This is a genomic window from Pedobacter sp. (assembly GCF_039594775.1).
Lineage (GTDB): Bacteria > Bacteroidota > Bacteroidia > Sphingobacteriales > Sphingobacteriaceae > Pedobacter.
In genome coordinates, this window is record NZ_JBCNMT010000005.1 from 259,228 (window position 1) to 281,584 (window position 22,357).

17 protein-coding genes are annotated in these 22,357 nt (G+C 38.7%); 8 read left to right on the top strand and 9 right to left on the bottom strand.

Annotation, left to right across the window (positions count from 1 at the left end; all coding sequences use genetic code 11):
• Positions 1-95 precede the first annotated feature (95 nt).
• The 6 genes from ABDV71_RS14085 to hemW form a co-directional block, all read right to left on the bottom strand.
• On the bottom strand, positions 96-1,364 hold the full coding sequence (locus tag ABDV71_RS14085) for a DUF5690 family protein (protein WP_343533615.1): 1,269 nt from the start codon (positions 1,362-1,364) through the stop codon (positions 96-98).
• Between the two features lie 65 nt (positions 1,365-1,429).
• The gene (locus tag ABDV71_RS14090; RefSeq protein WP_343533617.1) at positions 1,430-2,221 is read right to left on the bottom strand and encodes a DUF3050 domain-containing protein; all 792 of its coding nucleotides are present in this window, start codon (positions 2,219-2,221) and stop codon (positions 1,430-1,432) included.
• A gap of 66 nt (positions 2,222-2,287) precedes the next feature.
• The gene (locus tag ABDV71_RS14095) at positions 2,288-2,902 is read right to left on the bottom strand and encodes a sugar O-acetyltransferase (protein ID WP_343533619.1); all 615 of its coding nucleotides are present in this window, start codon (positions 2,900-2,902) and stop codon (positions 2,288-2,290) included.
• Between the two features lie 169 nt (positions 2,903-3,071).
• Positions 3,072-3,950 carry a cupin-like domain-containing protein gene (locus tag ABDV71_RS14100; protein ID WP_343533621.1) on the bottom strand — a complete coding sequence of 293 codons (879 nt, stop codon included), beginning with the start codon at positions 3,948-3,950 and terminating at the stop codon, positions 3,072-3,074.
• Between the two features lie 124 nt (positions 3,951-4,074).
• Positions 4,075-4,860 (bottom strand): SDR family oxidoreductase, encoded by a 786-nt coding sequence (locus tag ABDV71_RS14105; protein WP_343533623.1) that lies wholly within the window; start codon positions 4,858-4,860, stop codon positions 4,075-4,077.
• 41 nt (positions 4,861-4,901) lie between these two features.
• Positions 4,902-6,044 carry a radical SAM family heme chaperone HemW gene (gene hemW / locus ABDV71_RS14110; RefSeq protein WP_343533625.1) on the bottom strand — a complete coding sequence of 381 codons (1,143 nt, stop codon included), beginning with the start codon at positions 6,042-6,044 and terminating at the stop codon, positions 4,902-4,904.
• 101 nt (positions 6,045-6,145) lie between these two features.
• Here hemW and ABDV71_RS14115 point away from each other — a divergent pair, with 101 nt between their 5' ends.
• The 8 genes from ABDV71_RS14115 to gldN all read left to right on the top strand — a co-directional run bounded on the left by ABDV71_RS14115 (position 6,146) and on the right by gldN (position 14,993).
• On the top strand, positions 6,146-6,424 hold the full coding sequence (locus tag ABDV71_RS14115; RefSeq protein ID WP_343533627.1) for a pyrimidine/purine nucleoside phosphorylase: 279 nt from the start codon (positions 6,146-6,148) through the stop codon (positions 6,422-6,424).
• Positions 6,425-6,467: 43 nt separating this feature from the next.
• Positions 6,468-8,198, top strand: coding sequence for a ShlB/FhaC/HecB family hemolysin secretion/activation protein (locus ABDV71_RS14120; RefSeq protein ID WP_343533629.1), 1,731 nt, complete (start codon positions 6,468-6,470; stop codon positions 8,196-8,198).
• A gap of 43 nt (positions 8,199-8,241) precedes the next feature.
• Complete coding sequence (locus ABDV71_RS14125; RefSeq protein ID WP_343533631.1) at positions 8,242-9,162, top strand: DUF4271 domain-containing protein; 921 nt, start codon at positions 8,242-8,244, stop codon at positions 9,160-9,162.
• Positions 9,163-9,177: 15 nt separating this feature from the next.
• Positions 9,178-9,948, top strand: a complete 771-nt coding sequence (locus ABDV71_RS14130) for a uroporphyrinogen-III synthase (RefSeq protein ID WP_343533633.1) — start codon at positions 9,178-9,180, stop codon at positions 9,946-9,948.
• 354 nt (positions 9,949-10,302) lie between these two features.
• Positions 10,303-11,622, top strand: coding sequence for an SUMF1/EgtB/PvdO family nonheme iron enzyme (locus tag ABDV71_RS14135; protein ID WP_343533635.1), 1,320 nt, complete (start codon positions 10,303-10,305; stop codon positions 11,620-11,622).
• Positions 11,623-11,674: 52 nt separating this feature from the next.
• On the top strand, positions 11,675-12,484 hold the full coding sequence (gene gldL / locus ABDV71_RS14140) for a gliding motility protein GldL (protein ID WP_343533637.1): 810 nt from the start codon (positions 11,675-11,677) through the stop codon (positions 12,482-12,484).
• A gap of 37 nt (positions 12,485-12,521) precedes the next feature.
• Positions 12,522-14,048 carry a gliding motility protein GldM gene (gene gldM, locus ABDV71_RS14145; RefSeq protein ID WP_343533639.1) on the top strand — a complete coding sequence of 509 codons (1,527 nt, stop codon included), beginning with the start codon at positions 12,522-12,524 and terminating at the stop codon, positions 14,046-14,048.
• 6 nt (positions 14,049-14,054) lie between these two features.
• On the top strand, positions 14,055-14,993 hold the full coding sequence (gene gldN, locus ABDV71_RS14150; protein ID WP_343533641.1) for a gliding motility protein GldN: 939 nt from the start codon (positions 14,055-14,057) through the stop codon (positions 14,991-14,993).
• Between the two features lie 173 nt (positions 14,994-15,166).
• On the opposite strand, the gene uvrC is transcribed toward gldN, so the two are convergent.
• The 3 genes from uvrC to ABDV71_RS14165 form a co-directional block, all read right to left on the bottom strand.
• Positions 15,167-16,975: an excinuclease ABC subunit UvrC gene (gene uvrC, locus ABDV71_RS14155; RefSeq protein WP_343533643.1), complete on the bottom strand. Its 1,809-nt coding sequence runs from the start codon at positions 16,973-16,975 to the stop codon at positions 15,167-15,169.
• Between the two features lie 77 nt (positions 16,976-17,052).
• Positions 17,053-19,293 carry a transglycosylase domain-containing protein gene (locus tag ABDV71_RS14160; RefSeq protein ID WP_343533645.1) on the bottom strand — a complete coding sequence of 747 codons (2,241 nt, stop codon included), beginning with the start codon at positions 19,291-19,293 and terminating at the stop codon, positions 17,053-17,055.
• On the bottom strand, positions 19,283-22,285 hold the full coding sequence (locus ABDV71_RS14165; protein WP_343533647.1) for a gliding motility protein: 3,003 nt from the start codon (positions 22,283-22,285) through the stop codon (positions 19,283-19,285). The genes ABDV71_RS14160 and ABDV71_RS14165 overlap by 11 nt, the downstream gene beginning before the upstream one ends.
• Between the last annotated feature and the right edge of the window lie 72 nt (positions 22,286-22,357).

Sequence of the window (22,357 nt, forward strand, 5' to 3'; positions counted from 1 at the left end):
TTGTCATGTCGAGGCACGAGACATCTCATATGTACATTTAAAATGGATTCTTCGCTACCAACGTTTCGGTGCAAGTAGAGTTCTGAATGACAAGACTATTTCATCGAAACCAATTTTCTATATTTTCTTGAAAAATAATACAAGGAATAAGCCGTTAGCGCAACTCCAATTACAGACAATAACATCACGCTGCTCGAAAAGAAAGTGACCCAGTTCAGTTTTACTTTAAAAACCTCCTTGCTTAACAATACGCCAATGCTGCCCAGATAACCAAAGGCATCGGCAATATAAATTAAGAAACCAACGTTGCTGGCATATTTGAAGGTAGAAATCAATCGATCGAAGAAGATGGCATTAAAGGGAATATAAACCATGTAAAGGCCAAGTCCTACTAATGTCATCCAAGTAATAGGACTTAATTGTCCCGATTTAAACAGTAAGGTACAAACTCCAGCCAAGATAAAACCTATTAAAATAAAGTAATGAGCTGTTTTTAACGCTAAAAAATTATTTTTGATCATCACCATGCTGCCAATGAGCACGAGTACAATTAACGTAATTGGTGTTTCGGTCTTAGAAAAAATAGCAGGTTGATTAAAGAACCCCATTTCCTTCCACATCTCCGCACTAAAATTATCTCTGATGTCTCTAAAGATGGTGGCAAAGCAGTAAATCATTACGCAGGCAATGATCCCGCCCAAAAAATCACGGATGAATTTCTTTCGGTCTTCGGCGGTCATGGCTACCCGTTGCGACCTAAACGCAACGTCCTCGGCATCTGGTTGCGGAATTCTTTCCATTAAATAAACAAACAGGAGCAGAGGAAGGCAAAAAACCAGCCCAGCATAAAAAGGCATCCAAAATTCGCTAATGCCAAAATTGTTCATCAATAGCGCACCTACAGATTTTACAAAGCCAGAAGCAAAAATAAAGCTAACTGCTAACGCCGCTCCAATGAAATCTGTGCTTCTACGGCCTTCAACGTAAGAGAATACCACACCCCAAAGCATGCCTAAAGGGAATCCATTTACAAAAAGAAACACAATATTGTAAGGAGCTGGAATGATGGCAAACAGCAACCAACTTAACCAAGCGATACCTGTAAGTAACAATATAATTTTGCCCCTGCCCGTTCGCTGCAATTCAGAAATGTATTTGATGCCGTAAAACTTTGCCAGTAAGTAACCCAGCATTTGGCTGATTACCAACACCGTTTTATAGCTATACCCTGCAATGGTTAATCCATCAAAAGTGGCTACGGTAAAGGTTTTCCGGTAGCCAAAAATCATGGTATAGGCTAAAAATACAACCACTGCGGCATAAAGCCCGGTTTGCATAGATTTACTAGTATTTGTTTGGCTCATAAAAGATTAATCTTCATTGAAGATAACCTAAAATAGCATGAAATACTAAAGAAGTCGCAATGAAATTACACGGATGTCGTGCTGCGGATTTGCTCAATCTCTTTGAGTGCCGCATTCCATAAATTGATACGTTGCTGCAAGGCCTCTTCTACTGCTGCTGAAGCTTCTTTCCAAGCATTTTCTTCATTTCCGCAAAGTTCGCTGGTCATTTCCAAAGCCAAATGACTGTGGTGGTCACCATCTACCTCAATATGTCTATCTAAGTAATATTTAAAAATAGTGACTTGGTCAGGGTGTTTGCTGTTCAAATCATTCACCATGCTATGGAACATGTTAGGGATCAGGTCTTCGCGGCCGAAGGTAAAAGCGGCTGCAGTAGCGTGATTTTTGCCCGCGTTGATGATGGCAAAAGTACTATTAATAAAGTCCTGAGCAGCCAACGGAACATTAGCCAAAGTATAAGCTTCTTCAAAACTTTTTCCAGATTGAAGCGATTGGATAAACGTTTTGATAGGTTCGGTGTTGGCTCCCACTTGCACCATTGCATCAATATATAATTCAAAATGGCTTTTAATATCCCCTTTTTCATCCACATCCGATTCTTCACCAGCTACAATTTCATTGATCAACTGTCTTGTTTTGGCATTGCCTACTGGAAACCAAGGTAGGGTAGTGCAGGTGAGATTGATCTGTAATGCTTTTAGTAACGACATAAAATCCCACACCGCATAAATATGATGCTCCATGAAAATACGTAACTCTGGCAGCTCGCTAATTTGCGTGTAAACATCGTGGTTTACAATTTGATTTCTGAGCGTTGTTGTCGTTTGGTTGATTTTCTCAATATGGGAATTCATTTTGGGGGATATTTTTAAGACTTACGAAGTTTTTTAACTTCGTAAGTCTGTATATAAAAGTGTTTTTTATTGTTCTAAAGTGAAGTTCTTGTGGTAAAAATCTTTGTCAGCATCCGTAATTTCACGGATTACTTTACAAGGATTGCCCGCTGCGAAAACATTGTCGGGGATATCTTTGGTTACTACACTGCCTGAGCCTACCACCACATTATTGCCGATGGTTACTCCAGGGTTAACGACTACATTGCCGCCTAGCCAAACGCTATCACCAATGGTAATGGATTGTGCCCATTCGTATTCTTGGTCGCGTAAATGCGGATGTAGTGGGTGTCCGGCAGTATAAAGTGCTACGTTAGGCCCAAAAAAAGCATGTTTGCCAATTTTAACCTTGGCACAATCTAAAATGGTTAAATTAAAATTGCTATAGAAATGTTCATCAATTTCAATGTTATAACCATAATCGCAGCGGAAAGGTGGCTCAACATAGAACATAGTGCCTGTTTTGCCAAACAGCCTTTTGATCAATTGCTTGCGTGCCTTGATTTGTTTAGGAGCTAGGTTGTTGAACTCGAAAACAATTTCCCGAGCTTTTAAACGCTCACCAGCAAGCTCAGTACCTCCAGCTTGATAGGCCTTGCCAGCCAACATTTTATCTTTTTCGCTTAACTGCTTTTCTTGCATGACTGCGAAGTTAAGCAACAACTTTACGATGCGGTAAAAATTTTGACTTTATGAGATTTTGGTGTTTTTTCGATATGCCTGAAATTTGAAATAGGGAGGTGTATTCTGCAAAATAAAAACGGGGCTATCGTTACCAATGCCCCGCTGTAAATACTTTTAGCGCTAATTATTATAGAGTGCCTTTAGCATAAGCTTTTTCAGCCCTTTTTACTGCTAATTTTTCTCTGTAAGAAGCATACTTTCCTTTAAATGCCATTTTAAGCAAGCTATCTACGGCGCCATGTTGAAATAAACTCCATAAACTAGCTGCTTTACCTGGAATTGATTGGTCCCATGCTCTTAAACTAAGCGAAAACGAACCATCTAGGTATTTCATCCAATGCCACATTCCAATAGGCATGAACAGCGTGTCTCCATGCTCTAAAATTACTTCGTAACCTTCAATGCCATTTAAGGACGGGAATTTTTCAAAATCGGGCTTCCCTACGTTAAAATCTTCCAATGCATAAGTGGCATTAGGTAGGCAGTATAAGCGTTTTTTCCATTTATAATCAAACAAAATTACGTGCTTGCGGCCACCAAAGTGGGTATGTAGGATGTTTGGTAAATCGATGTCGTAATGCAGGAAAGTTTCAGAATTAGATCCGCCAAAAAACATTGCTGGTATGCTTTCCATTACCCCGCCCATCAAATCTTTAGGGATTTTAACATCGTCAATTAGCCCTGGTACTTTTTTGAAAAGGTTGAAAAGGAAAATGCGTAGCTCAGTTGGCTCACGTTTGATGAGATCCAAATATTCTCCAAATTTCATATGTGCTACTGCCGAGTTGATTGGTTTGCTTGGATCAGCTTTGGAGTTGTCGTATAACGGAACTTCCACGTCGCCGGCAATTGATTTCAGATATTCAGTGGTCCACTTTTCTCTAGCAGGCCAATCTTTGGTAAGCCCTTTCATCACTAGTGGACGTTTTGGGTCTAAATAGTTCTTTTTAAAGTCTTCTTTACTTATCGTATCGACAGTATCGACAGGTTTTAATATAAAGCTCATTTGTGGTTTGGGTATAAACTTTTAATTAAAATTAACAAAAAGTTAATCATCACAAAATTGTGATTAAAAACGGAAATATAGATGTGAATTAAAATAAAATGTGAAAAAAATGATTTAAATCATATCAGGTCACTTTTGCTTTCTTGATCATTTTGGAAAAATATGACGGGAAAAGACGCTTTAAAAGCACTCCTTTGGTTTCTTTACCACCAATGTAAACTTCGTCTTTCTTTTGCTCTATGGCTTTGATGATTTGCTTGGCGCACTCTTCCGGGGCCATGCCATTTTCTTGGGCCGTGTCCATGGTACCTTGTGCACTGCCGTCAGCGGTAAGTGCATTAATGGTAACCTTGGTTTTAATGAAGCCCGGACAGGCCAGCATAATATGTATATTTGGGTTGTCTAGTTCTATTCTCAGTGATTCGAAATAGCCATGTAAGGCATGTTTAGATGCTGAATAAGCCGAACGGAAGCGAGTGCCAAACTTGCCCACCAAACTGCTTACACATACAATGGTTCCGGTATTTCGTTTAATCATTTGTGGCAGAACAGCCTTGCTTAAAATAACTGTTCCCCAAAAATTGATGTCCATAAAACGTTGTTCTGTTTTGAGGTCGGTTTCTAAAGCTAAAGCCCTTTGACTGATGCCGCCGCTGTTAATCAATATATCGATGTGGCCATAAATACGTAATGCTTCTGTTGCTTTAGTAGGAAGGCTTTCGCTATCTTCAAGGTCCAATGAAAGCACATGTACGTCGATTTGGTTGCGGCACTTTTGTTTTACGCGGAACAATTCATCTCTGTTGCGAGAAGAAATAATAAGCTTAGCCCCAGCAGTATTTAGTTCGTATACCAGTGCTTCGCCAATTCCTGATGATGCGCCTGTAATCCATACTATTTTATTGTTCATCATATCGTTTTATGATTTTGCTTCTAATAGAAAGCAATGATTTAGTCCCATTCATCTTCCTCTAAGAAAAGTGCTGCGGCAATACCATCAGCAAATAACTTCCCTTTATTACTAAGATAGATGTTGTGATTATCAATATAGACTTTTTCGTCGGATAGATAAGGTTTAATATTACGAAGAATCAGCTCCTTTGGCCTATTGCCAAATTCTGCACTCACTTTTTCAAGGCTAATGCCCCACATGGTGCGTAATGAAGTCATCACATATTCGTTAAATTTATCAGCATTGCTCAGCTGTTCGATGGTTTCTGGTAGCTGCTTTTTACCAATGCTTTCTAAATATTTGGCGTTGTTGGCAACGTTGATATAACGATCAGTGCCGTCAAAACCATGTGCAGAAGGTCCAATGCCCAAATAAGGTACGCCTTTCCAATAATTGGTATTGTGCACGGCATATTTTCCGGGTAAACTGTAATTGGAAATTTCATAGTGCTCAAATCCGTTATGCGTCAAGATGTCTACCAACATAAGAAACTGTTCGGCACTTTGATCATCGTTTACCATAGGCTGTTTGCCTTTCTCAATGGCATGGGCAAGTGCGGTACGCGGTTCCACGGTAAGCGAATAAGCAGAAATATGGGGCACTTCTAGCTCAATAGCTGTTTGGATATTGTGTTTCCATTTATCATCACTAAGCAGAGGATAACCATAAATAAGATCAATGGTTAGCTTTTCAAAACCTGCATCTTGGCTTCTCTTAATGCAGTCTGTAGCTTCTTGGGCATTATGGGCACGGTTCATCCAAATCAGATCCTCATTAAAAAAAGATTGAGTGCCTATGCTAAAACGGTTAAAGGGTAATTTCCTCAACTCGGTGATTTTTTGTGCGGTAAGGTCGTCTGGATTGGCTTCTACCGTAATTTCTGCATTCGAGGAAATGGAAAAGAGCCGTTCAATCGTGGCCAATATTTTTTGTAGCGCGGCACTTGGTAGGGTGGTTGGAGTACCGCCGCCAAAGTAAATGCTTTCCACCTGTTGATTCGCCAACCTGTCTTTTTTCATCACTATTTCCATGCAAATTGCTTCCACCATTTCATTTAAGTATTTAGTAGAAGTGGTGAAGTGAAAATCGCAATAAGTACAAGCTTTTTTGCAAAAAGGAATATGGATATAAATACCGGCCATTTTTGCAAAGGTAGGTTAATTTGAAATTAGGCCATCACAGACGAGGGCTAATTTTTTATAATAGGAGAGTCAGATTAATTTTATGTTGTTATTTTAGCGATATGATAGCTGTAAATGAGTATTTTGATGGAGCCGTAAAATCACTGGCTTACGAAAACAATGGAAAATCAACCGTAGGTGTAATCAATGCTGGCGAATATGAATTTGGTACATCCACACATGAAACAATGACCATAGTGGAAGGTACAATGGAAGTGCTGCTCCCTAACGAAGAACAATGGGGAACTTATACCGCTGGACAAGAATTTGAAGTGCCGGCCCATACCTCATTTAAGGTGAAAGCCATACAGCAAGTAGCTTATTTGTGCAAATACAAATAGAAAAGCTAAGAATAACCTCGCCCCTTTATTATTTTTGATGCGTATGAGATGCTTAGTTGTATGGCTTTTGATTTGTTTTGGTGTAAGTTCATCGGCGCAGCAGGTCTATAAAGTATTGGTAATTTTGCCAGATACCGCTAAAATCATTGCCAAAAAAATCTCTTACCAAAAAGAGGTTTCAGATAGTTTGTTGGTTTATCGAGAAGCCGAAAAGGTATTGTCGCAACTGCAGTTTAAAGGTTATTTATTGGCAGAAATTAGTGCGCTAAATTTCAAAGGAAAAGAAGCTTCCATCAATATTCTGCCTAATCAATTGTACCGATGGGTCAGTTTATCTAGTGGAAATTTATCGGGTGTCGCTAAACAAGCGGCTGGTTTTAGGGAGCGAAGTTTTGAAGATGCTATTTTTAATACAGACAGGTTAAACCATCTTTTTGAAGCGCTTTTAACCTATTATGAAAACAATGGTTATCCATTTGCCAGTGTGAGCTTAGAACAAATCAGTATTTCTAGTAGTGCCATTTCGGCAAGCGTTCATGTAAAACCTCAACAACGACTTTTTTTTGATACCATAGAAGTGGTAGGTAGCGGTCAAATTGCACAAAAATACATACAGTCATACCTTAACATTAAAGCAGGCGCTCCTTATTTCGAGAAAACGATCCAAGCCATAGAGAACCGTTTACGCGAGCTACCCTTTTTAACCGTGGTAAAACCAACGGAGGTCAGGTTCTCGGGGGAAAAAGCCAAGGTGAGCATATTTGTTAACAAAAGAGATGCTAATCAATTTGATGGCGTAGTTGGTTTGCAGCAAAATGCTGCTACAGGGAAAACACAATTGGTAGGTAATTTACGGCTACATCTGCAAAATGCCTTTAAAAGGGGCGAACAACTTAACTTTAGTTATCAGGGGCTTGCCCAGCGCAGTCAATTATTGGACGTAAAAGCAGTAGTGCCACATGTGCTGAATACGGATTTCGGTTTGAGTCCAAGCCTTTATTTATACAAGCAAGATTCGTCATTTTTAAACGTAGATACCAAGCTGGGATTTAATTACCTGATGAAAGGCAATAATACTTTTCAGTTTTTTATCGAGAACAAATCTTCGCGACTTTCATCTGTGGAGGCTTATCAAAACGCCACCACGCTGCCACCAGTGCTTGATGCCAATACTATTTTTTACGGATTGGGATTGAATATGGAAAACCTCGACTACCGTTATAATCCGCAAAAGGGCTACAGTGTAGTTTTAGATGTGGCGGTGGGAAGTAGAAAGATTAAGCGTAACGCTGCCATTCCCGAGCAGCTTTATCAGGGGGTGCCATTAAGCGGCACTTCTTATCGATGGTTTAGTCATGTTAATTACTATGTGCCTTTGGCCAAACAGCTTGTTTTTGCAGTAGCTAATCAAACGGGAATAATCAGCAGTAAGCAACTGTTGGAAAATGAGGTGTTCAGGCTTGGCGGACAACAAAGTTTGAGAGGGTTTAACGAACTTTCGGTGTTGGCTACTCAATATACTTATGGTAATGCTGAACTGAGATATTTATTGGAGCAAAATTCTTTTCTTTTTGCTTTTTATAATCAAGGGTATTTGCGGTATAAGGCCTCAAAGCAAAGTTATACTGATTTTCCCTTGGGATTTGGGGCGGGGGTAAACTTCGAAACCAATTTAGGAATACTTTCCATTAGCTATGCATTAGGCAAACAAAGAAATAATCCCTTAAATTTGCGCAACGGAAAAGTGCACTTCGGTGTTACTGCTCTATTTTAATATGTCAAAAAAAAGCTTTTTGTTTTTCCTTCTAGTTGCTGTAATGACTGTCTTCAGCCAAGCACAAGTTCCTGTGCAAAGCGATACGCTGTTAAACGTACGACCTCTGCCAGAGAGTTTGCTTGTGGATACCGCACAGGTAAAGGCTATAGATACTTTAACGCCCAATATTTTAAAAATAAGAGATTCGCTTACCAATGCACTGTGGTTGGATAGCTTGAGTCGAGGCTATGGTTTCGAAGTGTTTTCTTTGCAGAAAGTAATTGCCCAGGCTAATAATCCTCATGAGAAAGTAAGTTACCAACATGGCCAGCTTTTGCCTAAGGGAGATGTTTGGGTTTTAGGTATTATTGGATTTTTGCTGGTGCTTTTTGCTATTTTAAAAAATGCTTTTGGCAAGCAGCTCAGTTCGGTGGTACAATCATTTTATAGTAATAGGGCACTTGCCAATCTCAATAAGGAAGACAATCTGGTGACCTCTTGGTCCTTTCTGTTGTTGTTTATCCAATTTGGTTTTACCATTGGGATGTTTTTTTACCTCGCGGCCCAGTATCAGGATTTGCCAGCGGCCAATCAGGGAGGGTTTGGTTTCTTTGTTACCATTTCCGTTGGGGTTATTTTTTTATACTTGCTTAAAATAATATGCTTAAGGTTTATTGGTTTTGTATTTGATGTGCAGCGGCCACTTCACCAATACATTTCTATATTATATTTAAGTTATTTTAATACCTCTTTACTATTCATTCCAATTATTATAGCCTTTGCGCTTTCTGCCAAGAAATATGGTTCTAACTATATTGTTTTAGGTATATCTGCCCTTGTGCTCATCTTTGTTTTTCAATTCATAAGGGCGGCAATAAATATTTTATCGCAATATAGGTTTCCGAAATTGTATTTATTTTTGTATTTTTGCACCCTCGAAATTTGCCCTATATTGATATTAATCAAGGCAGTAGGTATATAAGTGCTAATTAGGAAAATGCAAGAAAATAAAGACGAAAGAGTACGCAAGGTAAAAAGTATATTGGTAACCCTGCCTAAGCCAGAAACTGAAAAATCGCCATATTTTGATTTAGCCAAGAAGTATAATCTAAAAATAGATTTCCGTTCTTTCATTCACGTTGAAGGCGTTCCGGCTAAAGACTTTAGAAAAGAAAAAATCAATTTGGTCGATTATACTGCGGTGGTTTTCACCAGTAGGAACGCTGTTGATCATTTTTTCAGGATTTGTGAAGAAATGCGATTTGAGGTTTCGGTGAACCTGAAATACTTCTGTATCTCAGAATCGACAGCCCTTTATCTCCAAAAATACATCCAATACAGAAAACGTAAGATTTTCTTTGGCAAGCAGACAGCAGCTGATTTGGCTGAAGTGTTAAAAAAACATGCCGGGGAGAAATTCCTTTACCCATGTTCGGATGTGGCAACTGAGGATACGATGAACTTTCTTCAGAAAAACGGTTATGATGTAACACCTGCGGTGCTTTTTAGAACAGTGGTGAGTGATCTTTCAGACCTTGCTGATGTGTTTTATGACATCTTGGCTTTTTTCAGCCCATCGAGCATTCAGTCGCTGTATATAAATTTCCCCAATTTTCTACAGAACAATACGCGGATTGCAACTTTTGGGTTAAATACTCAGAAAGCCGTAGCCGATAAAGGCTTAATTGTGGATATCGCGGCACCAAATCCAGAGGCGCCATCAATGATTATGGCCTTGGAGAACTATATCAAGAAATCTAATAAATAATTGCTTCGAATACCTATTTTTAGGTATTGATATGCAGGTAGTTATCGTTTAAATTGCAAATAAAATGCTTCTTGTATAACGATAACATAATAAAGCAACGGAAATAGCGTTAACTTCTACTGGTAGTCAGCTAGGTACATCTAAAATGTGTCCAGCTGGCTGCTTTCTAAAGGGTTGTGTATAATGTGGTGGCAGGTTTGAAAGCAGCCAGATTATCTTCTAGATCTTAAGGTTTTGAGATGAACATAATGTTAATAAAATATTTCAATACAAAAAGTGTGGATTTTTTTGTGCGAATAGTTGTTAATCTCAATGTTAATTGATAAAATTGCTATAAAATTGCTTAGACAACATATGAAGAAATTATACTTTCTTGCGATTACCGTGCTTTCTTTAATGCTTTCTAGTTGTGGAAAGGGCGGTAATGGGGAATTAGTAGGGGCTTATAACAGGAAATTTAAAAACAATGCTATCCCATTGGGGATGGTTTATATACCTGGTGGTCGGAACCTTTTGGGAATGACCGACGAGGATATTACCTTTTACCAAGGCAAACAAAGTAAGATGGTTTCGATGAGTCCTTTCTATATGGACCAAACAGAAATCACCAATGCTGAATACAGACAGTTTGTAAATTGGGTAAGAGATTCCATTGCCGTTACCAAGGGTAATATTGATGACTATTTCATTAAACCAAAAGGTGGCGCTACCGCTGGACCTTCTACCTTTAAGACTATCGATTGGAAAAAGGTAGGGAATGGCTCCAATCTTTGGAGAAATAAGAAACCCGAAGTGCAGAATAAGCTAAAAGCAATGTATATCAATGATAACCTTTCTAGTTTTACTAATGGGAAGAACGACAAGGATATTGATATTAAACTTTTACGCTATGCCTATGTAGAGAAAAATATGGACATGGCATTGGAAAATGCTTCAATTCCTAATAGACAGCGTATAGACGATTATGATATCTATACCGATAATCCAACTCCCGGGAAAGTGAACGAGCATCCGTCAGTGATGGTCTACCCAGATACCTTGGTTTGGAGAAAAGATTATACATATGAATATAATGATCCGATGGTTGAAGCTTACTTTAACCACCCTTCATATGATAAGTATCCGGTAGTTGGCGTTACTTGGGACCAAGCAAGGGCTTTTAGTAATTGGCGTACACAGTTTTATGAAAATGTAGCCCGTCAACGCAAATTGCCAGTTAATTCTAGATTGAAATATGATTTGCCAACAGAAGCTGAATTTGAATATGCGGCACGTGGGGGCAGAACTCAAACTAAATATCCTTGGGGAGGCCCTTATATTATGAACGCCAAAGGTTGCTTACAGGCCAACTTTAAGGTAGGTAGAGGTAACTATGCAGATGATGGTGCCTTGTATACTGTTGAAGCAAAGGCATACTTGCCAAATGATTATGGTCTATATAATATGTCTGGTAACGTAGCCGAGTGGACATTGAATTCATACAATAGTTCTTTGCCGGAAGATAAAAACCCAATTTTTAGAAAAGGTAGACGTAAGGTTGTAAAAGGTGGTTCTTGGAAGGATATCGGATTTTTCCTTCAAAACTCAGTAGCACAGCACGAATATCAAAATATTCCTAGGTCATACATTGGTTTCAGATGTGTATCACACTACCCAGGAAATAGCATCAAGTAACAACAGAAAAATAAAATAAAACCACAAACTAAAAAATTAACTATTAAGAATTATGGCGGGAAAATATGCTACTAATGAGGCGAAATTACACTTAGCAACGTCAATCGGTGCTTCTATTGTAATTGTTGGTGCGCTATTTAAAATCCTTCACTTGGGAGGTATTTGGGGAAGTATCATGATTGGTGTGGGACTAGGAGTAGAAGCTATTCTGTTCCTGCTGGGTGGTTTGTTCCCTCCTCATGCAGATGTGGAATGGGATAGAGTTTATCCTCAATTGCGTAAAGATGGCAAACCGACACCTGCCGACGCAATTCCTCAGGTTGCTGCAGTAAGTAGTGCTTCTTCAACCGGTGCGTTGGATAAATTAGTAAATGAAAAAATTGGTCCAGAGTTGATTGAGAGCTTGGGAAATGGCTTACGCACTTTTGGAGATCGAGTAGCAAATATTTCTAATGTTGCGGACGCCTCTTTAGCAACTACAGAATTTACCTCGAAAGTAAAAGGTGCTAGCGATAGCCTTGGTAATATGAACACTGCTTTTAATAAAGCTACAGAGCAGTTGGCAGAATTAGGTGCTAGTAACGCGGATTCAAAAGCTTATCACGAGCAGGTAAACAATTTGGCAAAAAACCTATCAGCATTAAATGCAGTATATGAATTAGAATTGCAAGATTCTAGTGCACACTTAAAATCCATGAATAAATTCTACCAAAACTTAGCCTTAACTATGGATAATTTCAACGAATCGATGGAGGACTCTAAACAGTTTAAGGAAGAAGTTGGTAAACTTGCCAAAAACTTATCGTCGTTAAATGCCATTTATGGTAACATGTTAACGGCAATGAATCAACCACGTGCTTAATTGGTCATATTATCTAACTTTTAAATATTGATATAATATGGCAGGAGGTAAGGAAACGGCAAGGCAGAAGATGATTGGTATCATGTATTTGGTACTATTAGCGATGCTTGCCCTAAACGTTTCTGATTTGGTATTGAAAGCTTTTAAGAATATTAATGATAGCTTAAATACCTCTAAGGAAAACGTTGGAAATAACATCACCCAACTTTTAAGAAATTACGAGAGCACCAAAGCCAAGGAGAGTGGCGACAATTTGCTGAAATTAAATAGGGCAAAGGAAGCACAGAAAATAGCTGAAGATTTAATCAAACATATTGATGGGCTTCAAGCTAAGGTTGCTGAAGAAGGACTTGACGAAAATGGCGAGTTAGTGCAAAAAAATAACCTTGATATTGGTCAAAATATCATGGGTAGTGATACTGAAAATAAAGAAGGTAAAAGGCTACAAACCAAAATTAACGAAACAGGTAAGAAATTAGCTGCGTTGTTACAGGCCGATGAGGGCAAGCCTACTTTTATGCTACAGGCACTTGACCCAGCAAAACCTAAGGCTGGTGAACCTAGAACTTGGACAGGGAATAATTTTGGTGAAGGTGTGCCTTTAGCGGCTTTTAGAACCATTTTGACAATGATTCAAAATGATGCTAAAAACATGGAAGCAGATATCATCAATAAAATATTAGCTGATAAGCCTATTGTAGTGCTTGATCAATTTGAAGCCGTTGCGGTAGCACCATCTTCATACGTGATACAAGGACAGCCTTATAAAGCAGAAATCTATTTAACCGCTAGTGACTCCAAATCTACCCCAGATGTTAGTGTGAATGGTAATAAAGTTCCTACCGAAAATGGAAAAGGCGTTTATACTGGCGGTACCGGCAGCGTAGGTACCTTTACTTGGAAAGGTACGATTAGAGTTAAAGAAAGAAATGGCAATATCAAAACTTACGAAACTAAACCACAAACCTATCAGGTAGCTGCCCCTTCGGCAACGGTTTCATCCGATAAGTTGAATGTAATTTATGCAGGTATTCCAAATCCATTTACCATTTCGGCAGCTGGTTTCCCTAACATTAGTGCTAATCTTGTAGGTGGTGGTTCTTTAACTGGTGGCAATGGAAAATACATGGTAAACGTACCAGGTTCATTGGTAGGTAAAGAAATTTCTATTAGTGTAACTGGTAACAATGCTGGGAAGACGGTAAACTTGGGCGCCCCTAAATTTAGAGTAAAGGCGATTCCTGCACCAATTGCCAAAGTTGGTGGTTATGGTGGTGGTGATATCGCTTCGGTACAGCTGAAAAGCGAATCGGAGATTGAAGCTGATTTAGATGACTTCCCTTTTGATGTGAAGTTTAAAATTTTGAGATTTGAATTAACAGTAATTAAACCTCGTGCTGATGCGATTACCATATCAGGACAAGGCGGTAATTTTACTGGAGCGGTTAGAAGTGCAATCAATGCGGTATCGCCAGGAACAAGAGTTATTTTTGACCAAATTGTTTCTCAAGGGCCTGATGGTAGACAAAAGGTTTTGCCAGCATTGGTATTTAATGTAAAATAATTGAAAATGAAAAAGATTGCGTTGTCGTTGGTATTTATTGCAGTAATTTCAGTTACTGGTTTTGCCCAAAAAAAGGCGAATACCAATAAGAAAGGTGCAAAAACTCCTCCTGCTAAGGTGGTTCAAGAAGCTCCGAAGACAGAAGTCCCAAAAGTAGATACCACCAAAACGGTTAAGAAAAAGCAGAAGGTAAAGCCAAAAGATGGCTATGCCATGGAGAAGGAACTAAGAGATACAGCTTCTGAAAAGGCATTTTTAGCAGTAATTAAGGACGAAGATGTAGTACTGACCAAACGTGTTTGGAGAGATATTGATTTACGCGATACCATTAACGGTGTACTGAACTTCCCTAAGTCAAGGTTAATAGATGTATTGCTTACTCATGTTAGAAATGAAGAGCTTACGGCTTATAACCCTAAAAATCCAACGACTTTGGATGATGACGATGCATTTAATTTCCCATTGGATACAGCGGAAGCAATTAAGTTGGCAAACGGTATGGTAAACGTAACCAATAATAAAACGGGAACGGTTACGCAAGTAGCTGGAGAGTTTAATCCAGCTTTGTTCTTGAAATACAGAATTAAGGAAGATTGGGTTTTCGACGGTAAAAGAGGCGTTTTTGAACCTCGTATAATTGCCTTGGCTCCTTTGAAATTCAATGAGCAAACTAAGGACTGGCAACCAGTATTTTGGATTGCTTATGAAGAGGCTAGAGATATTCTGGCAACCAAAAGACTTTTCAATGCCCTAAACGATTCTTCACCATTAAGCATGGACGATTTCTTTGTACACCGTTTGTTCTCTAGTTATATTGTGAAAGAAACCAACTCCGGTGATTACAAGGTAAAAGATTTGATTACGGATCCAAGACAACGTTTATTGGAAAACGAACGTATCAAGAAGAAAATGGCTGATATGGAACAAGGCCTTTGGGAGTATTAATCCTAACTTGTGTAAAAATATAAAAAGTCCCGTTATTCATTTATCGGGACTTTTTTTGTGATCGTTTCGCTATTCTTAAGCATTATGTCATTGCGAAGTACGAAGCAATCTTAAAGTCTGTTATATAATACTTTAGGATTGCCTTGGGTTTATCAATAACTAAAAAGAAAAGCTTAACCAGCTTCAGTATCGTTAAAGTAATTTACAAGCGTAACCACTTGTTTTTTGTTAAGTAATTTGGATAGCTCGTCTGCACTTGCTTCCTTAATTTTCTTCACTGATTTAAAGTGTTTCAATAACTTGTCGGCGGTACTTTTACCAATGCCTTCTATTTCTTCTAATTCCGTTTTTAAGGTGCCTTGGTCTCTTTTCTTTCTATGGAAGGTAATCCCGAAGCGATGTGCCTCGTCACGAAGCTGTTGGATGATTTTTAACGTTTCTGATTTTTTATCGAGGTACATTGGTAGGCTATCGTTTGGATAATATAGCTCCTCTAATCTTTTGGCAATGCCAATTACCGTAACCTTCTTATCTATGCCTAATTTCTTTAAGCTGCTAACTGCAGATGAAAGCTGGCCTTTACCGCCGTCAATAATGATCAGTTGGGGCAAAGATTGGCTTTCGTCCAACATGCGTTTATATCGCCTATAAACAGCCTCTTGCATGGTGGCAAAATCATTGGGGCCTTCTACTGTTTTCACATTAAAATGCCTGTAGTCTTTTTTGCTGGGTTTGGCATCCTTAAAAACCACAATGGCCGATACCGGATATTTGCCCTGAAAGTTAGAATTGTCAAAGCATTCAATATGATAAGGCAGCTGCGTAAGTCTCAAATCATTTTTCATTTGAGTAAGCACACGTTCCGTTTTCAGTTCCGGATTTAACTTTTCGTATTGGTTAAGTTTTTCCTTTTTAAAGAATAGTACATTCTTCTGCGATAGTTCTAACAGCTTTTTCTTTTCGCCAAGCTTAGGTACCGTAAGCTTTAAGTTTATGTCCTCCAATGGAATTTCAAAAGGGACAATAATTTCTCGAGACGTACTTTTAAATTTCGTTCTAAATTCGGCAATGGCAATGGATAAAAGTTCTTCGTCACTTTCGTCCAATCGCTTTTTAATCTCTATGGTCTGCGTTTGTATAATGGCCCCGTTCATTACCTTAAGGTAATTCACAAAGGCATAACGTTCATCACTTGCAATGCTCACGACATCAATATTGGTAATGGCGCTGCTTACTACTGTAGACTTGCTTTGGTATTTTTCCAAAACACTCAGTTTTTTTTGGTAACTGTGTGCCAGCTCGAAATTAAGTTCTTCGGCAGCAGTTTTAACTACTTGCTTCACGTCCTTAATCACATTGCCGATTTTACCGTTTAAGATATCCTTGATTTCGGCAATATTGGTCTCGTAGTCTTCCTTGCTTTGGTAGTTTTGACACGGCCCTTTACAATTGCCAATTTGGTATTCCAAGCAAACCTTAAACTTGCCGGCATTGATATTTTCTGTTGTTAAAGGAAGATTGCAGGTACGTAAGGTATAGGTTTCCTTAATGACCTCAAGAATAGTGTGCATCATTCCTACGGAGGCGTACGGTCCTAAATAAGTAGAGCCATCTTTCACCATTCTTCGGGTAGAAAAAACTCGAGGGAAAGGTTCTTTTTTGATGACAATCCATGGATAGGTTTTGTCATCCTTAAGCATGATGTTGTAGCGGGGCTGATGTTTTTTGATCAAGCTGTTTTCTAATAACCAGGCATCTATTTCGGTATCTACAATGGTAAACTGTATGCGTCTGATTTTTGATACCAATACCCTGGTTTTCCCATTGACCTGTTTGTCTTTTACAAAATAGGAACTTACACGATTTCGTAAATCTTTGGCCTTACCGATGTATATGAGTTTATCCTCAATATCAAAATATTGATAAACACCAGGTTTGTGTGGGATATCCTTTAACGCCTTTTTGTAATCGAAACTGCTCATCTATATTACAAATTTACACTAAAAAATTAGACCTCGTAGGTTTAAAACTTACGAGGTCTATTCAATATTGCTTAAAATTAAAAGCCCAATTTCTTGTCTAGCTCTGTTGTCGTTTGCTCTTGCGGCTGATATTGGTTACAGTCGTAAATAATATTGACCCCACTTGCAGGAGGATCAAAATCATTTTTAGTTACTTTTAGATTTGGATTGGCATATACTCGTTTCATAAAGCCTGCGTAAATAGGCAGCGCCGAATTAGCACCTTCGCCATCTCTGGTACTGGTGAAATGGAAAGCACGGTCTTCGCAGCCTGTCCAAACACCCGCTACTAAATCAGGAGAGATGGCCATAAACCAACCATCGGAGTTATTTTGAGTAGTTCCGGTTTTACCACCTATAGCACCGTTTATCTTGTATTTATAGCTTAAGCGAGAACCTGTACCGCCAGTAATTACGCCACGTAGCATACGGGTCATTACATAGGCCACTTCTTCGTTCATGGCTACTTTAATAATTGGCTTACTTTCGTAAAGTACTACACCGTTCTTGTCTTCAATTTTGGTGATGAAATTAGGCTGTGTCCAGGCTCCTTTGTTAGCAAAAACACCATAAGCGCCTACCATGTCATAAATAGAAGCATCAAAAGTTCCTAAAGCAATAGAAGGCACTGCAGGAACTTCACTAGTGATGCCCATCTTTTTGATTTCATTCATTACTGCCGTTGGACCTACTTCTTTCATTAAAAATGCAGCAATATAGTTTTGTGAAAAGGCCAAACCTTTTTGCAAAGTGATTTTCCCCGGAAGAGGAGTGCCCGAATTTCGAGGCGTCCAATCCGGACTGCCTGGGTTAGAAATGGTCACAGGCTCATTTAGCACTTCAAAACAAGGAGAATATCCGTTTTCAATGGCTACGGCATAAGTAAAAGGTTTAGCGGTAGAGCCTACCTGTCTTTTACCCATTTTTACCTGGTCATATTTGAAATGTTCAAAATTAATACCACCTACCCAAGCTTTAATGTTGCCTGTTTTTGGGTCCATGGCCATCATTGCATTACGCAATAACAATTTGTAGTATTTTACCGAGTCAATCGGTTTCATCAAGGTGTCGATGTTACCACGCCAAGTAAAAATAGTCAGTTTAGAAGGGGTGTTGAAGTCAGTAGTGATTTCCTCATCAGACTTGCCCTCTAATTTCAACGCTTTATACCTATCCGATCTTTTAATGCCTTGGTCAATGAGTTGGTCTAGGCCTTTAAACGGATTTCTGCCTTTCCAGCTTTTTGTAAACTGGGCCTGCAAAGTTTTCATGTATTCTTTTTGTGCTTCTTCGGCATATACCTGCATATCGTAATTGATCGTGGTATAAATCTTTAAGCCATCCCTATCTAAATCATAAGGAGTGCCGTCCGCTTTGTTGATCGAACGCTCTTCCAAAATCTTTTTAACTTCTGTTTTTAAAACAGATCTGAAATAAGGAGCAATACCATCGTTGGTGGTTGCTGCATTAAAATGTAGATTGAGTGGTTTGTCTTTTTCTCCGGCAAGCTGATCTTGGGTAATGTAACCTTCTTTCACCATTAAAGCCATTACGGTATTTCTACGTTCTAAAGAACGCTCTGGGTTTTTGGTTGGCGAATAGCGGGTAATCCCTTTTTGTAAACCGATTAATACTGCAGCTTGAGGTACCGTTAATTTATCGGGAGTAGTATTGAAATATACTCTCGCCGCAGATTTGATACCATAGGCATTGTTTCCAAAATCAACCGTGTTTAGGTACATGGTAATGATTTCCTCTTTGGTATAGTTGCGCTCCAATTTAATGGCAATTACCCATTCCTGGAACTTTTGAATGATCCTTTTTGCGAAATTTTTGGCTCTTCCTTCTTCCGAAAAAAGGTTGAGCGCCAACTGTTGGGTGATGGTACTACCACCCTGTTTTTTGCCCGTAAGGGCGTATAGAAAAATAGTGAATGTACGTTTAAAATCAATACCTGAGTGTGAACGGTAGCGAATGTCTTCTGTAGCAATCAGCGCATTGATTACGTTTGGTGAAATTTCGCTATAGTTAACATTGGATCTGTTTTTAACAAAGTAAGTCCCCAAAACCTTTCCTTCTTCAGAAATCACCTCTGTAGCTTCATTGCTTTTTGGATGTTCAATGGCTCTAAATGAAGGAATTTCTCCAAAAACACCAAAACCTATCATAATGATAAAAATAGCAAAGGCAATAATGCCTGCAATCAGCACTTTCCAAATGCGCCAATTGTATTTTCTGATAAGCTCCGGAGATAATGAATTGTTTTTTCTATAGTTCATTGCTACTTATATATCTGATATACCTTTCTAAGGTATTTCGATTGGTGATTTTTTCTAAATTTTCTTTACTAATGGCAAAGGTAACATAATTAGCGGCAGGAATTTTCATGATTTTCCCTAATTGAGGTTTTATATTCTGCAGGTATTGTTGCACATCGCCAACACTGTTAAAGTCGCCTACAATAATCAATTGGTCTTCATTGAATTCCTTAAGCTGGTGTCGAAGATTGGTGCCAGCATAATTGCCACGGTTAAATTGTCCGATACCAAAACGAGAAGTACTTACATTTAGTGCTGCCGAATTTACCGCCACTACATAATAATAGGTACTCGAAGAAGCAGGATTGAATAAAGTTTCTTTTTCAGGTTCCGGAATTACGGGCTTAGCAACAACAGTATCCACTGGTTTTGTAACAGCTATTGGCGTAGCTATGGTATCCTTTTTGGTTACTGGTGGAATTATTACGCTGTCTTTCTTTATTGGCTTAGGTACAATTACTGAATCTTTTTTAGGTTCAATCACTGGTTTTTTCGTCGCCACCGTATCTTTTTTGGCTTCTTTAGGTTCCGGTTTTACCTCAGGTTTTGGTTCTACTACTGGTTTTTGCACTGGTTTTTCCTCCACAGGTTTTGGTGCAACAGTTTGCGTAGGCGTGTAAGTTTTTTTACCTGTTGGATCAAGTAAGTTGGCAATAATAGGTTCGTTAAACCTTATCCTTGTTTTATTCTCTGCAAACGGGATTTCGTTGGTGTCGTAATCTACGAGTGCTATTTTTCTCTTTTTAAACTCGCTTAAATGAGCATTGATATAGAGCAAATGCTGTTCTACTAAGGGTTTGATCAATTGGTCATTCGGATATTTCTCAGTAATCTGTTTGAAACTCGAAATCAACTGGTCAACATGTTCCGTACGCCCAATGGCTATTGCTTTTAGATAATCATATTGAGGCTCCATGCTATTTCCGGGGAAACGTTGACTAACACTGTTTGCGTCAGCGATTACGGCCTTAAATTCTTTTTCCTGCAGTTTGTTAAACAAACTTTCGTACTCTCTATTCAAGGTGGCTTCCAGCTGATTTTGTTTCGAAGAGAAATTAGGGTCGATGATGGTTTTGGCATAAACTGAATTAGGATATTTGCTTAACACCAAGTTTTTGTACTCATTCGATTTTGCATTATCATTACCTTGATAAGCGAGATACAGACTGTAATAGACCATGTCCAGCTTGCTGTTGTTTGGAAACCTTTTTAACAAAGTTTGGTAAGTCTTGATAGCTTCCGGTTTATCATGCAGCACTTGCTGATAAAAACTGCCCATATCCAAATAGGCATCTATGATTTTTTGGTTTGATTTTTCCAGTTGCGCAGGGCTAAGCGGAATGGAATCAAGATAGGAGTTTACCTTGTTCTGATCTTTTGATGCGTCGTTTGAGGCTACTACATCTGGATTTGAAGGTAGAGAACCAGGGTCATTTATTGCGCCGTTAAGTGCATCTTGCTGATCTTGCGATGATTTTACACTTTGTCGCCAGTTAGGTGTCAATTTTCTATTGCCCCAACGTTTTTTAAACTCATTGAAACCTCTACTAACAGCATTAGAATTAGCAAAATAAAAGGTGCCGCCAGCTTGATTTTGATAATTTACATTTGCTCTTCCTAGGTTACCTGTGGTGGTGCCATTTGGATTTGTAGAGGCACTAGCCACATTCGGGGCCATTGCCGAAAAATAATTGTTTAAAGCAACCGCACGATTGTTAGCGGGCAGTAAGGCTATTTTTTGCAAAGTATCCTGCAGGCTAATGGTTTCATAACGTTGTTGCAAATAAGCTAAGTTTTGGGCCTTGTTAGCTATTGATTCATATAGCGGATGTGTTTTGGGCAAAGTTAAGGCTGTACTATCATAATAGAGCTTTGCGGTTACATAATCGCTATAATGCTTAAAGTTTAAATCGGCAATTTTTAAGTATGATAATGCTTTTTGCGTTTGGTTAACGGTACTGCTTTTAACAGAAAGGTTATAGTATTCTTCTGCTTTGGCATATTGGTCAGCTGCAGCATAATCTTCGGCAATTTCATAATAGATCTGATCTTTAAAATCTACATTCTTATCATCCTTTAGCATTCGGGTAAGCTGTAGCTTCCGGTCAAAGTTTTTGCCGTCCAAGAGTTCCGCAATTCTAATTTTGCTCAACTTGGCATTAAAGTACATATCAAAAGGGGCGTTGCTTTTTTCTACCTTTTGGTAAGCGGCCATACTTTTGGCATATTCCTTTTCATTCTCGTAAAGCTGTCCCAAGGTATAAGTCCATCTGATTCTGTTCAAGGAACTTGGCCCAGCTTTTAAGGCTTGTTCCAAATAATCGATAGCTTGCTTATCGTTTTCTTTGATAATGCTAAACTGTGCCAAGGTGGCTAGTGGCTCTGATTTGTTTCTTTTTACAGAGTCGAGCTCTATTTTAACCGTGTCTAAAATCTTTTCTGCATTTCCTAAATCGTCTAGCTCTATAAAACTACGTGCTTTCCAATTAAGGGCGTTGAGATAAACTTGATGGTCTTTTTGATAAGCCTTTGCTACGTAATCGAAATAGGCTGTGGCGTTATAATATTTACCTTGAAGAAAATTTGTTTTTCCTAAAAGGATGTACGCGTCATCTATATAATTACTGTAATTCTTTTCGGCAATAATGGTTCTTGCCTTTTGGTCTATCAGGTCAAGTTCTTTTATTTTACTGCCGGCAGTGGTGGCATCGGCTATAGCCGGCGCATAATAAAGCGGTAAAAAACTACTAAAATTATCTATTCTACTTTGGTTAACACCTTCTAAATATTCTTCTAATAAAACATTAGAGTTATAGATAAGGTTATATCTTGCAGACAGATTTTGGAGCTTTCTGTTGGCAAGCGTGTCTTTTTGAGAAGAGCAGCTAATTGTTAATGCGAGCGTTAAACAGCCCAATAAGGCTCCGTAGCCATGTTTCTTGTAGGAGTTCAATTGGTTTTGAGTTATTTATACTATAACAAAATATTCGCAAAAATATTTTATTCGGCAATATAATCTTAATAT

Excerpts from the sequence above, each read along its gene's own strand:
- ABDV71_RS14085 (WP_343533615.1), bottom strand. The coding sequence starts at position 1,364 with ATGAGCCAAACAAATACTAGTAAATCTATGCAAACCGGGCTTTATGCC.
- ABDV71_RS14090 (WP_343533617.1), bottom strand. The coding sequence starts at position 2,221 with ATGAATTCCCATATTGAGAAAATCAACCAAACGACAACAACGCTCAGA.
- ABDV71_RS14095 (WP_343533619.1), bottom strand. The coding sequence starts at position 2,902 with ATGCAAGAAAAGCAGTTAAGCGAAAAAGATAAAATGTTGGCTGGCAAG.
- ABDV71_RS14100 (WP_343533621.1), bottom strand. The coding sequence starts at position 3,950 with ATGAGCTTTATATTAAAACCTGTCGATACTGTCGATACGATAAGTAAA.
- ABDV71_RS14105 (WP_343533623.1), bottom strand. The coding sequence starts at position 4,860 with ATGAACAATAAAATAGTATGGATTACAGGCGCATCATCAGGAATTGGC.
- hemW (WP_343533625.1), bottom strand. The coding sequence starts at position 6,044 with ATGGCCGGTATTTATATCCATATTCCTTTTTGCAAAAAAGCTTGTACT.
- ABDV71_RS14115 (WP_343533627.1), top strand. The coding sequence starts at position 6,146 with ATGATAGCTGTAAATGAGTATTTTGATGGAGCCGTAAAATCACTGGCT.
- ABDV71_RS14120 (WP_343533629.1), top strand. The coding sequence starts at position 6,468 with ATGAGATGCTTAGTTGTATGGCTTTTGATTTGTTTTGGTGTAAGTTCA.
- ABDV71_RS14125 (WP_343533631.1), top strand. The coding sequence starts at position 8,242 with ATGACTGTCTTCAGCCAAGCACAAGTTCCTGTGCAAAGCGATACGCTG.
- ABDV71_RS14130 (WP_343533633.1), top strand. The coding sequence starts at position 9,178 with ATGCAAGAAAATAAAGACGAAAGAGTACGCAAGGTAAAAAGTATATTG.
- ABDV71_RS14135 (WP_343533635.1), top strand. The coding sequence starts at position 10,303 with ATGAAGAAATTATACTTTCTTGCGATTACCGTGCTTTCTTTAATGCTT.
- gldL (WP_343533637.1), top strand. The coding sequence starts at position 11,675 with ATGGCGGGAAAATATGCTACTAATGAGGCGAAATTACACTTAGCAACG.
- gldM (WP_343533639.1), top strand. The coding sequence starts at position 12,522 with ATGGCAGGAGGTAAGGAAACGGCAAGGCAGAAGATGATTGGTATCATG.
- gldN (WP_343533641.1), top strand. The coding sequence starts at position 14,055 with ATGAAAAAGATTGCGTTGTCGTTGGTATTTATTGCAGTAATTTCAGTT.
- uvrC (WP_343533643.1), bottom strand. The coding sequence starts at position 16,975 with ATGAGCAGTTTCGATTACAAAAAGGCGTTAAAGGATATCCCACACAAA.
- ABDV71_RS14160 (WP_343533645.1), bottom strand. The coding sequence starts at position 19,293 with ATGAACTATAGAAAAAACAATTCATTATCTCCGGAGCTTATCAGAAAA.